Origin of the sequence: Roseobacter sp. CCS2 (assembly GCF_000169435.1) — a bacterium.
Taxonomy (GTDB): domain Bacteria; phylum Pseudomonadota; class Alphaproteobacteria; order Rhodobacterales; family Rhodobacteraceae; genus Yoonia.
In genome coordinates this window covers 77,232-91,349 of record NZ_AAYB01000006.1, presented here as the reverse complement: position 1 = coordinate 91,349, position 14,118 = coordinate 77,232, and the positions used below count along the sequence as shown (strand labels likewise).

Sequence of the window (14,118 nt, the reverse complement as noted above, 5' to 3'; positions counted from 1 at the left end):
TCAATGAGACACGATTTTTTGATAGGAAAAACCTATCAAGCGAGGAAAAGATGATCAATCTGCCAAGCATACGTCAGCTTCGTTATATTGTGGCCTTGTCAGAGGCGCGCCATTTTCGCAAAGCGGCAGAAGCCATGGGGATCAGCCAACCTTCGCTAAGCCTGCAGATTGGCAATTTGGAAGACCTGTTGGGGGCCCGTTTGGTCGAGCGGGGACGGGGGCCTGTGACGCTGACGCCAGAAGGGCGCGAAGTTGTCGCGCGGGCATCACGTATCATGGATGAGGTGCGTGGGATCGTTGATTTGACAGCATCACTGCAAACCGGGCTGACGGGCACGATCAGGCTGGGAACAACACCCACGATTGGCCCTTACCTGATGCCGTTCGTCGTTGAACGCTTGCATGCGAAATACCCTGATTTGCGGCTTTATATTCGCGAGGTCGCCCCCCGCGACCTGCGGGGGGATCTGCTGGCCGGCAGTTTGGATGTGATCCTGACGCAATTTCCCGAAAGCGGGGCCGATCTGACGTCACAACGCCTTTTTCGTGAACCTTTTTTGTTGGCGATGCCGGATGACCACCCGCTGGCAGACAAAGAGCAGGTGACCGAGGCGGACCTGGCCGACCAGAATGTCCTTTCATTGGGGCCTGATTACGCAATGCATGCCCAGATTGCCGCCCTTTGTCAGCAGCATGGTGGCATCATGGCGCGCGATTACGAGGGCACCAGCCTTGATGCGATCCGGCAGATGGTTGGCATGGGGATGGGGGTGGCTTTGTTGCCACGGCTTTATGCGCGATCAGAGATTGATAGCCGGTCCAGCAATGTTGTTGTCCGCCCATTTCGGCGCAGTACGGTGATGCGTTCTATCGGGCTGGTTTGGCGCAAGGCTGCCAATGCTGGTATGTTTGAGCGGTTGTCGGATGTGATCAGGGATGCCGCCCGCGCAAACCTGCAAACGGGTCAATCACCTGTGATCCTTGACTGAAGCTGGGTCGGTTTAGCCGCGCCAACTGCGGACCGGGCCGCAATCCATATGGACAAAGTTTGAACCGTTGTAGCGCCCGACACCACCAGCACGGCATGCAAGGGCCGCATTGGCCATCTGTGCCGTGGACCGACCTGTCAAACGCAAATCAGCTGCCTGCCCACGCATGTGCAGCGAATTGCGTGCAACGCCGCGGGTGTTTGAGCTTAGCATCTGGTTGGTGCGTGGTGAGCGATAGCCCGACAACAGCAAATAAGGCTCCGTCGTGTCCATCAGGTTCAGCGCCGCAGACATAATGTCGATGGTGCGCAAATCCATTTGGACAGCTTCGCCGGTACGCCAATCACGCATATGCATGTTAATCTCACGCACGGCCTCCGCGATATATTCGCCTTCGATCCAGTAAATCGTTTCCAGACGTTCACCTGTGCGGCCAGAATGCAATGCAATGCGGCGAATATCGCCTGCGCCGCGCAGAAAGCCTGCTGCATTTGAATATGTTGGTGTGGCGGCAACGGCTGTTGCGGCAAACGCGCCCAACAATCCACGCCGGGTTAACCCAGAGGAGTTTTTTTCTGTCATGTGTTTCGCGCCTGTCCCGTCGCTCGACTTAGATTTCCGCCGCTTTACAGCGGCTTTGTGCCCACATCTCCCCAGATGTTGGGAACATATGACATATTTCGAATCGTTGACCAAGGCCTGTTTAGGGGAATTCCCTTAACAAGTGAGAAATTGGCGATTTTTTGCGCAGATGTGGCGATCAGGACTCTATGACACTTCTTAGGGCTGCAACGGTGCAACACTCTTGCGTCGGGATGTCCTGTCTCGTTTTTGTCAATAGACACCGGTTTTGGTAAGGATAAGCATACTCTTCAATGCCATATTGCTGCGATATGGTCTGTCAAGCTTCAGGGAACCCAGTGATGTCTGCTTATTTAGTACGGTCAAATCATTTTATGCGCCTTATACCCGCAATTTTGGCGGCGTTTGTTTTGTTGTTCAGCGTGCCGCAAGCACATGCGCAAGTGACAGAGTTTCGTCAGGCCGTCGCACAGGCGGCATCAAACGATCCCGATCTGCTAAGCTTTTACCGCGAACGCAACTTTGATGGCATCTGGAGCACACGTAACGACCGCAATCGTCGCAATGCGCTGCTGACAGCCTTTAGCGAGGCGGGAAATCACGGTTTGCCAAGTGACGGCTATGATGCAGAAGGATTGATTGCACAGTTGCAGGCTGCCACCACCGTGCAAGAGCAGGGGCGTCTGGAAGTCGAACTTTCACGCCAGTTTCTTGACTACGCGCGTGATATTCAGACCGGCCTGCTGACACCGTCGCGAATTGATTCAGCAATCCATCGTCAGGTGCCTGTGCGGTCGCGCCTTAGCACCATGCGCGCCTTTGCGCAGTCTAATCCGTCAGCGTTTATGCGTGCCTTGGCGCCAAGCGCGCCGGAATACACCCGCCTGATGTCTGAAAAGATGCGGATGGAGCGTTTGATCGGGCAGGGCGGCTGGGGGCCAACCGTGCCTGGCCGCAAATATGAACGGGGCGACAGTGGTGCCGGTGTTGTTGCGTTGCGCAATCGTTTGATCGCGATGGGCTATTTGCCGCGCACCAATACGCAAACCTATGATGACGCGATTTATGGCGCCATCACGCGCTTTCAACAAGCGCACGGGCTGGCCATTGATGGCACGGCTGGCGCTGGCACCTTGGACGAAATCAACGTTCAGCCAGAAGCCCGCCTGCGGTCGATCATTGTGGCAATGGAACGTGAGCGTTGGATCAACCGTCCGCGGGGCGAACGCCATGTCTGGGTGAACATCACAGATTTTACCGCCAAGATTTACGATAATGGTGTTGAGACATTTTCGACCCGTTCAGTCGTCGGTGCCCGCGACCGTGATCGTGTCACGCCCGAGTTTTCGGATGTGATGGAGTTTATGGTCATCAACCCAAGCTGGTATGTCCCGCGTTCGATTATCACCAAAGAATTCCTACCACAGTTGCAAGCCAACCCGAATGCGGTGCGCAATCTGGTGATCACAGATCGCAATGGCCGTGTCGTTGATCGCAGCACTGCGGATTTCAGCCAATACACACCGACAAACTTTCCATATTCCTTCCGCGAACCGCCAAGCCAGGGCAACGCGCTGGGTCTGGTCAAGTTCATGTTCCCTAATCGGTATAATATCTATCTGCACGACACGCCGTCAAAAAGTCTGTTTGGCCGTGAAACACGCGCCTATAGCCATGGCTGTGTGCGCCTCGCTGATCCATTTGATTTCGCATATGCTTTGCTGGCCAGACAGGTAGGCAACCCTGAAGAGGTCTTTCAGGGCCATTTGCGCAGCGGGCGTGAACGCCGCGTCGATCTAGAGACACCGGTGCCAGTGCATCTTGTTTACCGGACGGCCATTGTGCCTGCCGATGGTAAGGTCCAATTCCGCCGTGATGTTTACGGACGTGACGGTCGCATCTGGAACGCGCTTGCGCGCGAAGGGGTGGCTCTTCGCGCCGTTCGCGGGTAAATCTGACCTCGGATTAAACGCCGGGGGCAGTAATGGCACATCAGATCAAATACATCGCAGCGGCGCTAGGGGCAAAGGCCTTTGGCGCCGTTGATCTTTTGGTGAACGGCGCAGCAGAGCCTGCAACAGCAGGGCGCGATGATCTGGCCTTGGCGATGACCCCCGCTTATGCTGACGCCTTGGGCGATGGCAACGCACGTGCCGCTGTTGTCTGGCCCGGCGCGGATTGGCAGGCTTTGGGGTTAGAGGCCGCCATCATTGCGCCGCGTGCGCGATTGGCGATGGCGGGGCTAACGCAGATGTTGGACCGGGATTTGCCACGGGACGGGATCAGCCCGCATGCGGCTGTGGATCCATCGGCGCGCATCGGCAAGAACGTTACCATTGGCGCGTTTACCGTTGTTGGCCCTGACGCCATCATCGGTAACAATACTTGGATTGCGGATCAGGTCAGTGTTGCTGAAGGCGTGGCAATTGGTACTGACTGTCAGATACATGCGGGCGTGCGATTGCGCCGTGGCGTGCGCCTTGGCGCGCGGGTGATCTTGCAGCCCAACGCAGCAATTGGTGGCGATGGGTTTTCTTTTGTGACGGCTGAACCGTCCAACGTGGAAAAAGCGCGTGAAACGCTGGGTGAGGGTGATATGGAAATCCCTGATGATCCCACATGGCATCGCATTCATTCACTGGGCGGCGTGACCATCGGCGATGATGTTGAGGTGGGGGCAAATTCCTGCGTTGACGCGGGCACGATCCGGGCAACGCGTGTCGGGGCTGGCACAAAGATCGACAGCCTTGTGCAGGTTGGCCACAACGTGATCGTGGGGGAACACTGTTTGCTGTGCGCGCAGGCCGGGGTGGCCGGGTCGACTGTGATCGGTGATCGTGTTGTTGTCGGCGGCAAGGCTGGCGTTGCTGACAATCTGATTGTTGGCGACGATGTTGTCCTTGGTGGCGGTAGCGTGGTGCTGTCCAACGTGCCCAAAGGCCGGGTCATGATGGGCTATCCTGCGACCAAGATGCAGACGCATATCGAAGGGTACAAAGCCTTGCGCCGTCTGCCACGCATGCTGCGTGAGATGGCGAAACGTCAATAGTCTGTTTCAAATTGCCGCCAGAGTGACTACATCCACGCCAAACAACATGAGTGTCACGAGATGAGCATCAAAGATCAGGTCATCGCGATTATTGCTGACCAGGCCATGGTAGAGCCCGGCGACATAGCCATGGACAACACGTTGGAAGACATCGGGATCGACAGCCTTGGGTTAGTCGAAAGTATCTTTGCGATTGAAGAGGCTTTCGACATTAACGTGCCTTTCAATGCCAATGACCCGCAAGCCAGCGATTTCGACATTTCATCCATCGCGGCCATTGTTGCGGCGGTTGAGAAACTCAAAGCCGAGCAGGCGGGATAAATGAACCGTGTCGTGATCACTGGGGCAGGGACGATCAATCCGCTGGGGGCGGATGTGCCTGCGACCTTTGCTGCCATGCAGGACGGGCGTTGTGGGATCGGCCCGTTGGAAATTGCGGATGTTGACCGCTTGTCCATTCAGATCGGCGGACAGGTCAAAGACTATGATGAGAAGACACATTTCAACCGCCAGCAAATCGCGCTTTACGATCGGTTCACGCAGTTTACCTTGCTGGCCGCACGCGAGGCGGTTGGGCAGTCCGGGCTGACGTTCACGGGTGAGTTGGCGGATAAATCCGGCGTCGTACTTGGCACGTCCGGGGGCGGTCTGAACACGCAAGATGACAACTACCGCGCTGTGTATGAGGCCGGTAAGAACCGGGTGCATCCTTTTATCGTACCCAAGTTGATGAACAATGCCGCCGCCAGTCATGTGTCAATGGAATGGAACCTGCGCGGGCCAACCTTTACTGTGGCGACGGCCTGTGCGTCGTCTAATCACGCAATGGGGCAAGCCTTTAACATGGTGCGCTGTGGCATGGCAAAGGTCATGGTCACCGGCGGATCAGAGGCAATGCTGTGTTTTGGCGGGATCAAGGCTTGGGAAGGCTTGCGCGTGATGTCCAAGGATGCGTGCCGCCCGTTTTCGGCCACACGCAATGGCATGGTGCAAGGCGAAGGGGCGGGCGTTTTTGTCTTTGAAGACTACGCCCATGCCAAAGCGCGGGGGGCTGCGATATTGTGCGAAGTGGTTGGGTTCGCGATGTCATCCGACGCATCTGATATCGTGATGCCTTCCAAACAAGGGGCCGCGCGGGCGATTGCGGGCGCTATCAACGATGCCAAACTGCCGAAAGAGGCGGTGGGCTATGTGAATGCCCATGGCACCGGCACCGCCGCGAATGACAAGACCGAATGTGCGGCCGTGGCGGATGTCTTTGGTGCGCATGCGGACAATTTGATGATATCCTCGACCAAATCCATGCATGGCCACCTGATCGGCGGGACGGGCGCTGTTGAGCTGTTGGCCTGCATCATGGCGCTGAAAGACGGCATCGTGGCCCCCACAATCGGATACGAAGAACCGGACCCTGAATGCGCACTTGATGTTGTTCCCAATATCGCGCGCGATGCGGATATTGAGGTGGCGTTGTCAAACGCTTTTGCCTTTGGTGGTTTGAATGCGGTCTTGGCGCTGCGCAAACATTAAGCGCAGCACCAACGCCAATCACTCGGCTTCGGCTTCGGTTGACGCCGTAAATCCAGCAGTGAACCCTGTCAGAGAGACATTTAGCACAACTTCTTCGTCGGGGGCGGCTGCGGGCACCAAACGAATGGTTGCTGCATTGCCGCGCTTCAATTCGTCCACTTCTTCTTGTGTGAACCCAAGCCGGGCAACGCATCCGGCACGATTACAGAACGTAAACGGATACCGGCGCGCATTCTGCCCATCAACCGCAATGGTCAATTGCTGGGTCAACAGGGTTTCAAGCGGCACAACAATCGTGGCACCTGCCGCAGCACGCTGCTGGCCTTCGGGTAGTGGAAACAGGTTAAACTCGGCAACGGCCACGCCGTCAGCGTTGCTGAGAAGTTGATAAAGATTGCAGGGGTCAGGCACGCCGTCTTCTGCCTTGATGCAGCGTAAGGCCCAGTCCCCGAACTCATCACGTACATAAGGTTCACCCACCTGCGGGCCGACGGGTTGCCCCAGTGCAAGATCATCCGTTGCTGCGGGTGCTTCGGTGTCTTCCGTCGTTTCCTGAGCGAGCGTGACGGTTGGTTGGCCGAGCATGGCGACGATAAAAAGGGTGATGAGGATACGGCGCATAGGTCTTGTCCTTTTGGCTTTTCCGGCGGCTTACCATGTGCGGCTGGGTGTGTCAGCGCAAAAAACCAGCCTTTGCGCTGTCTTTCGCTCACATTTTTGCGGGGGTCAAAAAACGAAGAAGGGCCCGCAAGTGGCCCTTCTCCATGTTCTCCCTGCCGGACTTGGCCGACTATTTTCACGGAAGCTACGCAAAGCCAAACAAGGCGTCAACCGGAAACCTTTGACAAATTGGTGATGCAGGCCACGCCGTTCCGGCAAAAAAACCGTGCCCGAAGGCACGGCAAGTCTAACAGGGAGGTCGTATGCCCATCCGCGGCAAAGACTGCGGTTGGACGCGCTTTATTGTGGCATGAACTGGTTAACAATGTATTTTGCTTGGAAAATATGTGTGGGGGATGGCAGTTTCATGTCTGAGAATATCTTTATTGGCGGCGGTGGTGAAGGCTATGGCGCAGCGCAAAACCTTTTGCTGGACAAGGCGAACCGTCATGGGCTGATTGCCGGGGCGACGGGTACAGGTAAGACCGTTACCTTGCAGATCATGGCCGAAGGATTTTCGGCTGCGGGCGTGCCGGTGTTTTTGTCCGACGTAAAGGGCGACCTTTCTGGTCTTGCAGTCAGCGGATCACCCGATTTCAAGCTACATGAACCGTTCATGTCGCGTGCCGAAACCATTGGTCTTGATCTGCAATACGACAGCTTTCCGGTCACGTTCTGGGACCTTTTCGGCGAAAAGGGTCACCCGATCCGCGCCACAGTGGCCGAGATGGGCCCACTTTTGCTGTCACGCCTGATGGATCTGACGGATGTGCAGGAAGGTGTGCTGAACGTGGCGTTCCGCGTGGCGGATGAAGAAGGTCTGCCGCTGTTGGACCTTAAAGATCTGCAAGCCTTGCTGGTTTGGGTTGGCCAGAATGCCAAGGCATTGTCTTTGCGTTACGGCAATGTCGCGTCATCCTCTATTGGCGCGATCCAGCGGCAGTTGCTTGTGTTGGAAAACCAAGGTGGCACAGCGCTGTTTGGTGAACCTGCGATGGACCTTGCCGATATGATGCGCACCCGCGATGGGCGGGGCGAGATTAATATTCTGGCCGCGGATCAACTGATGGGCAGTCCGCGTCTTTATGCGACTTTCCTGCTGTGGCTTTTATCAGAGCTTTTTGAAGAACTGCCCGAGGTCGGCAACCCCGATAAACCCAAGCTGGTGTTCTTCTTTGATGAGGCACATCTGCTGTTTGACGATGCGCCAAAGGCGCTGGTGGATAAGGTCGAACAGGTCGCGCGCCTGATCCGATCAAAAGGGGTGGGCGTTTATTTTGTAACGCAAAATCCCGGCGACATTCCTGATGATGTGCTGGGCCAATTGGGCAACCGTGTGCAGCACGCGTTACGCGCGTTTACCGCCAAAGACCGTAAAGAGTTGAAAACCGCCGCCGAAACTTATCGTGACAACCCGGCCTTTGACACAGCCGCCGCCATTCAAGAGGTCGGCACCGGTGAGGCGGTGACGTCGTTCCTTGATCGTAAAGGCATTCCGCAGGTTGTTGAGCGGACGTTGATCCGCCCGCCATCATCACAGCTGGGACCCATTGATGGCCCCACGCGCAAAGCGATCATGTCCGCCTCTGACATGGCAGGTAAATACGACAAGACGCTCGATCGCGACAGCGCGTTCGAGATGCTGACGAAACGGGCGGAGGCCGCGGCGAAAGCAGCAGAAGAGGCCGAGGTCGAAGAAGAACGTTTAGAAGAAAAAGAGCGCGAATTTAAGGCCGCACGCCGTTATGAAGGTGGCCGTAGTTCGCGCAGAACGACCACCGCGCGCAAGTCGTCGGGTGGTGGTTTTGGCGGTGCGCTGGCATCCGTTGTTGTTAAGGAGTTGAAGGGGACCACCGGGCGCAGACTGGTGCGCGGTATTCTGGGAAGCTTCTTTAAGGGACGCTGATTTTAATGGATTTAACCCGTGAATGGTTAGCCACGACACAGGTCTGACTTGGCCAGCTTTTGCTGGCCAAGCGATGATTGATCATTCTGAGATGATTGATGTCACAAGATCATAGATTTCTTGTGCCGGACGCCCTTCTGCACGGTTACGTGCAATCCAGTTTTGCGCGGCAGGTGCAGCGACAGCTTGGTCGATTGCAGCAAGAATTTCATCATTGATATCCAGTTCCATGATGAAGTTCTCTTTCAACGCGGGACCCCAGGCTGCCATTGTCACACCGTTATAGTGATTGATATAGTGATCAAGCGCTTCATCCACAGACGACAGCAACGCAACGCGGTTGGGTGTTGATAAACCGTTCAGCGCGTCGGTGTTCACGACCACAGGACAATTCGATGTGCCGGGGTTGAGGTTGGATGTCCACCAGACGCCACTTTCGACGGTGTTGAATGCCATATGTGCGTGCGGTGCGAACGCCACAGCCTGAACGCTGCCATCTGCCAGTGCTTCGCTGACTTGGGGGGCTGGTATTGTAATGGATTGAGCACCCAGCGCTTCAATCGCCAGACCGATCCCGCCAGTTGAACGGATGGTCATGTCACGAAAAGAGCCAAGCGACATGGGGGGTTGGCCAACGCCCAAAATGTTGTTTTGCGGCTGCGGTGACGGCATCAGCAAGGTGGCATTCCAACGGGCCAAATCCGCTTTCACTGCGGGATGGTCGTAGACGGCCAGCGACAGTTCCAGTTCTTGCTCGAGCGAAGAAACGCCCAAGAATGGCAATTCGAGCACTGACAGCATCGGCGTTTTTTCGGGGTGATAGCCTGAACAAAACTGTGCCATCTCAAAAGTGCCGATTGAGATGTTGTCAAGGTTTTCGCGGCTTGGTGACAGACCGCCATATGAGATATTCAGCGTGAACTCACCGCTTGTTTTTTCGTCCACCAATTCGGCCAGACGTTCAACATGTTCGGTGAATGCCCGGCGGCTACCCCACAATGAAACGTCCCAAACGATAGGTCCAACAGCGCTTATTTGTGTGGAACCTTCTGCTGGGCAGACCGCACCAACGCAAGTGAAGACATCACGTGAAACGCGCATTGGTCCCAGTGTTGAATCAATCACGAAAGATGTCTCAGTCACTTCAAGAAGTGTCCCGGTCAATTCGGGGCCAGCATTGTTTTCCATTTTAAGCACGACGTCCTGTGCCGTCGCAGATACCGATAGCGCCAGTGTCGCCATCACCGCGCCGGTAAAGATGCGCTTTGTATTAACCCAATCCAACAATTTCTTTTCCTCTTTCGAAAACGCTTGCATCGTCGATCACATGACCGAGAAATATTAAATCAATGCTTGCTTCATGACTTTATTGTCTCTCGTCTGAAGAATGAATGCGGCCAAAATAAGAGTAAATTTTGATAGATGGTTGACCACAGGCTGTTCGGTGTGAGGCGGGCGATCTCCGTCCGCTCAACAGCATCCATCGCAAGACCGGGCTTTACAGCTTTCTGATCTTCAAGGTCGCGATCCTGTTTTCGTCTTTTGACATCACTTCAAATCGGAAGCCATGGAACGAAAAGACCTGCCCTTCGATAGGGATCAACTGCGCCTCGTGGATCACCAGACCGGCAACGGTGTTGGCTTCATCATCCGGCAGGTTCCAGTCATGCGCGCGGTTCAGGTCGCGGATCGTCATCACGCCGTCAACGATATAGGCACCATCTTCGGTCGCGGCGATCTGTTCTTCTTCGTGGGTGTCGAATTCATCGGCAATTTCGCCTACGATTTCTTCGAGGATGTCTTCGAGCGTGATCAGACCTTGCAGTGCACCATATTCATCCACCACCAGCGCAAAATGCGTTTTACGCTTCAGGAAGTTGCGCATTTGATCATCAAGCGTCGTTGTTTCAGGCACAAAGTACGGCGGCATGGCCACCTTGGTGACGTCAAAGGCGGCAAGCCCCTGTGCGTCTTCCGGCCCACCACCAAGCAGTTTATGCATCGCGCGCAGCAAATCCTTGGAATGGATCATACCGACGATGTTTTCCTGATCATCGCTGTAAAGCGGCAAGCGTGTATATGGGCTTTGCAAAATCTGGGCAAGGATGTCCTGCGGGGGCAGGGCGGCATCAACCATTTCGATCCCGGAACGGTGCAGCATGATTTCTTCGACCGTGCGTTCATTCAGATCAAGCGCGCCCAGGATACGGTCGCGGTCTTCTTTCTGAACGATACCTTCGGAATGGCCCAACGACAGCGCGCCGGCGATTTCTTCGCGCACCGCAAGGATGTTGCTGTCAGGGTCCGTGCGGACGCCGAACACGAACAAAACACCGCGCACAAGATAACGCACCGCCGCAACAATCGGTGAAAAGAAAATCACAACCAACCCGATCGGGCGCGCCACCCGAGAGGCGACCGTTTCAGGGTAAGTGATGGCAAGTGTTTTGGGCAGCACCTCGGCAAAGATCAAAACCAGCAAGGTCATAATCAGCGTGGCCGCGGCGACGCCGTTTTGACCAAAAAGCTTGGTCAGGACTGCGGTAGCCAGTGATGTCGCAAGAATATTGACGACGTTGTTGCCCAGCAGGACCGAACCAATCAGCCGTTCGTTGTCTTCGGTGATCGTCAGCGCACGATCTGCCCCTTTTGACCCTTTGTCTGCTGCGGAACGCAACTTGCCACGGGAGGCAGCCGTGAGCGCCGTTTCAGAGCCGGAAAAGAAGGCCGAGAGGACAAGGAGAACTAAGATGGCGCCGGCGGTTACCCAGAATGCGGCGTCGAGGGATGCGGTTTCCATTAGGTGCTTTCAGGCAAAATCATGCGTTTTATGTAGGGTCTAAGTGTCAGCTTCAAGGTTTGGTTGCTTTTGCAAGGGGATGGTGATCCAGCACAAGCTCTTTCAGGCGTTCATCAAGCACATGCGTATAGATTTCTGTCGTCGCCACATCGGCATGGCCCAGCATCGTCTGGATCGACCGCAGATCGGCACCGCCAGCCAGCAGATGCGTGGCAAAGGCGTGGCGCAAGGTATGCGGCGTGACCTTGGCGGGCGAGACACCACCAGCAACTGCGAATTCCTTGATCAGCCCAAAAAACCTGTGTCGTGTCAGATGCCCGGATTTGCCGCGTGAAGGGAAGAGGAACTTAGAGGCAGGCTTGCCGTCTTTGCGGCCTGCGTCCTCGGCCTTGTCGCGGGCGGTAAGGTAAGTTGCGAGCGCTGCGCGGGCAGGGGGTGAAAGTGGCACCAGCCGTTCCTTGTCACCTTTGCCGCGCACCAAAAGCATACGCGGATCACCTCTGGCCGCTGAAACCGGCAGGCTGACCAATTCGGTCACGCGCATGCCTGTGGCATAGAGCAATTCCATCAGACAGGCGTTGCGCAATGCCTCTTTTGGGGTGTTGCGGGCGGCGTCCAGAAGACGGTCGACTTCTTCTATAGATAAGGTTTTAGGCAGCCGTTGTTCGCGCCCCGGCCCTTTGATCTGGATCGCAGGGTTGTCATCGCGCCAGCCTTCTTCAAAGGCAAAACGATACAGTTGCTTGATCGCCGACAAGCGCCGCGCGCGGGTGGATTTGGCTAACCCTTCGGCCTCACAATCAATCAGATAACTTTCCACGTGATCGCGCGAAGCATCGCTGAAATGCAGCCCCTTGGGGCCCAACCAACCCGCAAAATCTTGCAAGTCGCGCGCATAGGCCAGTTGCGTGTTTGTCGTGGCGTCCAGTTCAGCCGCTTGCGCTTCGAGAAAAACCTGCACCCAGCGGGCCATGGTTTGATTGGTCTGGCTCATGTGGCCCGGTCCAGGATCATCAGTTGAAGTGCGGCACGCCGCGCCACATCCTCTAGGCCGACGGATCGCAACAGTTTGAGCGCGTCTGTGACAGATCGCAAATCGCCGTCTGACCCAGCCTCAAACAGTGCCAGCGCGCGCAGCAACGCTTCGCCGAGTTTACCTTCTTCGACCTTATTCTGCAGCTCAGACGGCGGTGGTGTGCTGTCGAATGCCTCTTGAATGGCCTGTGTGCGTTGCGAATTGGCCGGAAGGTTCTGAGGGGTGCCACGCGCAATGCCGATCAGGAAAGGATCGAAACCTGCGTTGGCATCTTCTGCGGCAATCGCAACGGCCTCATATTCAGGTGACAACAGCCCAACTTCAAAGGCGATAACCGCTGCCTCACCTGACAGCGGCAGGTCTTGCAGGGCTTGCCCATATAGTTTGGCAAACTGAATTTCGGCGCGGGCTTGCTGCATTGCTGCCCAGGCGGCTGGCAATGTCCGGGCAACGCCTGCGGCGTCACCCGCCGTCATGGCCACATCAAACCGTTGGATCGCCTCGGCCCGGTCCCAGATCCCGCCAGAGGCAGCGGGGGTGCGCGCAGTATAGTTGCGCAGCACAACGTTTTCCGACACCGCGCCATGGCGGGCCAACCGCTCTGTCGCTTCAAGCTGCGATTTCCATGCGGCAGTTGATTGCAAGTCGGCATGCGAAAAGGCCAAAGGCAGGTTTGCCGTGATCAGCGGTTCACCAATCGCGGCATGCATGCGGAACGTGAGGGGGCTGACGCGGGCAGGGGGCGTCAGGGCAGGTTCACCTTCGTAAAGTTCAGGATCAAGAAAGCGCGACAACAGCGCCTCTTCCTGCGGGGTGATGTCGCCCAACACCCGGTGGGTGTTTAAGGTAAGTGCCGCCGCAGGCCAGTCACCGTTGCGGGCAAGGCAAAAGATACGTGCCGAAAATGTGGGGGCGATGGAAGGGGTGTCGCGCATTGCTTCGCATGCGTTGTCTTCGGTGCCGGTCAACAGGGCCACGTCAAACCAACGGCGAAACAGCGGGCCAGTATCCGGCTCTGCCTGTTCGATCAAAGATTGGGCTGGCTCCAAGGCGCCCAAGTCCAGCAATTTGTCCACACGGGCCAGAAATAGCGCCCCTTCACCGGCTGCGTCCAACGGCGGATCCGCTTCGGCCAGCATCAGCACTTTAAGGAACTCTTGCAGCGCGGGCAGGGTATCAACGCGTTCTGCGCGGACCAAATCAACAAGAACGGCCTCTTCGCTGGCCGACCAGATGTCACGCGGCAGTCCGGTGACTTCGGGCGGTAGCAAACCAATAGGGTCTTTGGAAGGGCGATCCAGCGGTGTGACTGTTACATCCGGCGACGTTGCGTTGCCCACGGATGGTGGTTCAAACAGCGGGGCCATTTCCACGCTGCGCGATAGCCAGTCGATCGCTGACAGTGGTTCACCTTGGGGTTCGCTTTGCGCGGACACCAATGTGCCCGTTAAGCAAAGCGCGGCCCCAAGTGCCTTAGTTTGTTTCCAGCGTAACAGGGCGCGTTACCTCTTCTGAGGGGGCGGCGAAGTCGCCGGGGAAAAATAATGGTCCGACATAGGCATAAGC

At 56.3% G+C, this 14,118-nt stretch carries 12 protein-coding genes; 6 read left to right on the top strand and 6 right to left on the bottom strand.

The genetic code is table 11. The annotated features are described in order from the left end of the window. Positions 1 to 50: 50 nt before the first annotated feature. Positions 51 to 989 (top strand): hydrogen peroxide-inducible genes activator, encoded by a 939-nt coding sequence (locus RCCS2_RS15545; protein WP_008235970.1) that lies wholly within the window; start codon positions 51 to 53, stop codon positions 987 to 989. Positions 990 to 1,001: 12 nt separating this feature from the next. Here RCCS2_RS15545 and RCCS2_RS15540 read toward each other — a convergent pair whose 3' ends face one another. Then, positions 1,002 to 1,571 (bottom strand): YcbK family protein, encoded by a 570-nt coding sequence (locus RCCS2_RS15540; RefSeq protein ID WP_008235968.1) that lies wholly within the window; start codon positions 1,569 to 1,571, stop codon positions 1,002 to 1,004. Between the two features lie 374 nt (positions 1,572 to 1,945). On the opposite strand from RCCS2_RS15540, the gene RCCS2_RS15535 reads away from it, so the two are divergent. The 4 genes from RCCS2_RS15535 to RCCS2_RS15520 are packed head-to-tail and all read left to right on the top strand — an operon-like array spanning position 1,946 to position 6,150. Further along, complete coding sequence (locus RCCS2_RS15535) at positions 1,946 to 3,523, top strand: L,D-transpeptidase family protein (RefSeq protein WP_156788582.1); 1,578 nt, start codon at positions 1,946 to 1,948, stop codon at positions 3,521 to 3,523. 32 nt (positions 3,524 to 3,555) lie between these two features. Continuing rightward, positions 3,556 to 4,620, top strand: a complete 1,065-nt coding sequence (gene lpxD, locus RCCS2_RS15530) for a UDP-3-O-(3-hydroxymyristoyl)glucosamine N-acyltransferase (RefSeq protein ID WP_008235964.1) — start codon at positions 3,556 to 3,558, stop codon at positions 4,618 to 4,620. A gap of 30 nt (positions 4,621 to 4,650) precedes the next feature. Further along, positions 4,651 to 4,941, top strand: coding sequence for an acyl carrier protein (locus RCCS2_RS15525; protein ID WP_442852266.1), 291 nt, complete (start codon positions 4,651 to 4,653; stop codon positions 4,939 to 4,941). After that, positions 4,942 to 6,150, top strand: a complete 1,209-nt coding sequence (locus RCCS2_RS15520; protein ID WP_008235962.1) for a beta-ketoacyl-[acyl-carrier-protein] synthase family protein — start codon at positions 4,942 to 4,944, stop codon at positions 6,148 to 6,150. An 18-nt stretch (positions 6,151 to 6,168) separates the two neighbouring features. Here the strand turns inward: RCCS2_RS15520 and RCCS2_RS15515 are convergent, their stop codons facing one another. Further along, positions 6,169 to 6,771 carry an invasion associated locus B family protein gene (locus RCCS2_RS15515; RefSeq protein ID WP_008235961.1) on the bottom strand — a complete coding sequence of 201 codons (603 nt, stop codon included), beginning with the start codon at positions 6,769 to 6,771 and terminating at the stop codon, positions 6,169 to 6,171. 406 nt (positions 6,772 to 7,177) lie between these two features. Here RCCS2_RS15515 and RCCS2_RS15510 point away from each other — a divergent pair, with 406 nt between their 5' ends. Further along, on the top strand, positions 7,178 to 8,716 hold the full coding sequence (locus RCCS2_RS15510; RefSeq protein ID WP_008235960.1) for a helicase HerA-like domain-containing protein: 1,539 nt from the start codon (positions 7,178 to 7,180) through the stop codon (positions 8,714 to 8,716). Between the two features lie 81 nt (positions 8,717 to 8,797). Here RCCS2_RS15510 and RCCS2_RS15505 read toward each other — a convergent pair whose 3' ends face one another. The 4 genes from RCCS2_RS15505 to RCCS2_RS15490 form a co-directional block, all read right to left on the bottom strand. Next, complete coding sequence (locus tag RCCS2_RS15505; RefSeq protein WP_008235958.1) at positions 8,798 to 10,033, bottom strand: C4-dicarboxylate TRAP transporter substrate-binding protein; 1,236 nt, start codon at positions 10,031 to 10,033, stop codon at positions 8,798 to 8,800. Between the two features lie 181 nt (positions 10,034 to 10,214). Continuing rightward, positions 10,215 to 11,516 (bottom strand): HlyC/CorC family transporter, encoded by a 1,302-nt coding sequence (locus RCCS2_RS15500; protein ID WP_008235956.1) that lies wholly within the window; start codon positions 11,514 to 11,516, stop codon positions 10,215 to 10,217. A gap of 52 nt (positions 11,517 to 11,568) precedes the next feature. Continuing rightward, positions 11,569 to 12,510 carry a site-specific tyrosine recombinase XerD gene (locus RCCS2_RS15495; RefSeq protein ID WP_008235954.1) on the bottom strand — a complete coding sequence of 314 codons (942 nt, stop codon included), beginning with the start codon at positions 12,508 to 12,510 and terminating at the stop codon, positions 11,569 to 11,571. Further along, entirely contained in the window at positions 12,507 to 13,988 is a 1,482-nt protein-coding gene (locus tag RCCS2_RS15490) for a hypothetical protein (RefSeq protein ID WP_232204289.1), read from the bottom strand. Before RCCS2_RS15490 ends, RCCS2_RS15495 begins: the two co-directional genes overlap by 4 nt. Positions 13,989 to 14,118 lie beyond the last annotated feature (130 nt).

Coding starts and splice junctions, on each gene's coding strand:
- RCCS2_RS15545 (WP_008235970.1), top strand. CDS start 51: ATGATCAATCTGCCAAGCATACGTCAGCTTCGTTATATTGTGGCCTTG.
- RCCS2_RS15540 (WP_008235968.1), bottom strand. CDS start 1,571: ATGACAGAAAAAAACTCCTCTGGGTTAACCCGGCGTGGATTGTTGGGC.
- RCCS2_RS15535 (WP_156788582.1), top strand. CDS start 1,946: ATGCGCCTTATACCCGCAATTTTGGCGGCGTTTGTTTTGTTGTTCAGC.
- lpxD (WP_008235964.1), top strand. CDS start 3,556: ATGGCACATCAGATCAAATACATCGCAGCGGCGCTAGGGGCAAAGGCC.
- RCCS2_RS15520 (WP_008235962.1), top strand. CDS start 4,942: ATGAACCGTGTCGTGATCACTGGGGCAGGGACGATCAATCCGCTGGGG.
- RCCS2_RS15515 (WP_008235961.1), bottom strand. CDS start 6,771: ATGCGCCGTATCCTCATCACCCTTTTTATCGTCGCCATGCTCGGCCAA.
- RCCS2_RS15510 (WP_008235960.1), top strand. CDS start 7,178: ATGTCTGAGAATATCTTTATTGGCGGCGGTGGTGAAGGCTATGGCGCA.
- RCCS2_RS15505 (WP_008235958.1), bottom strand. CDS start 10,033: ATGCAAGCGTTTTCGAAAGAGGAAAAGAAATTGTTGGATTGGGTTAAT.
- RCCS2_RS15500 (WP_008235956.1), bottom strand. CDS start 11,516: ATGGAAACCGCATCCCTCGACGCCGCATTCTGGGTAACCGCCGGCGCC.
- RCCS2_RS15495 (WP_008235954.1), bottom strand. CDS start 12,510: ATGAGCCAGACCAATCAAACCATGGCCCGCTGGGTGCAGGTTTTTCTC.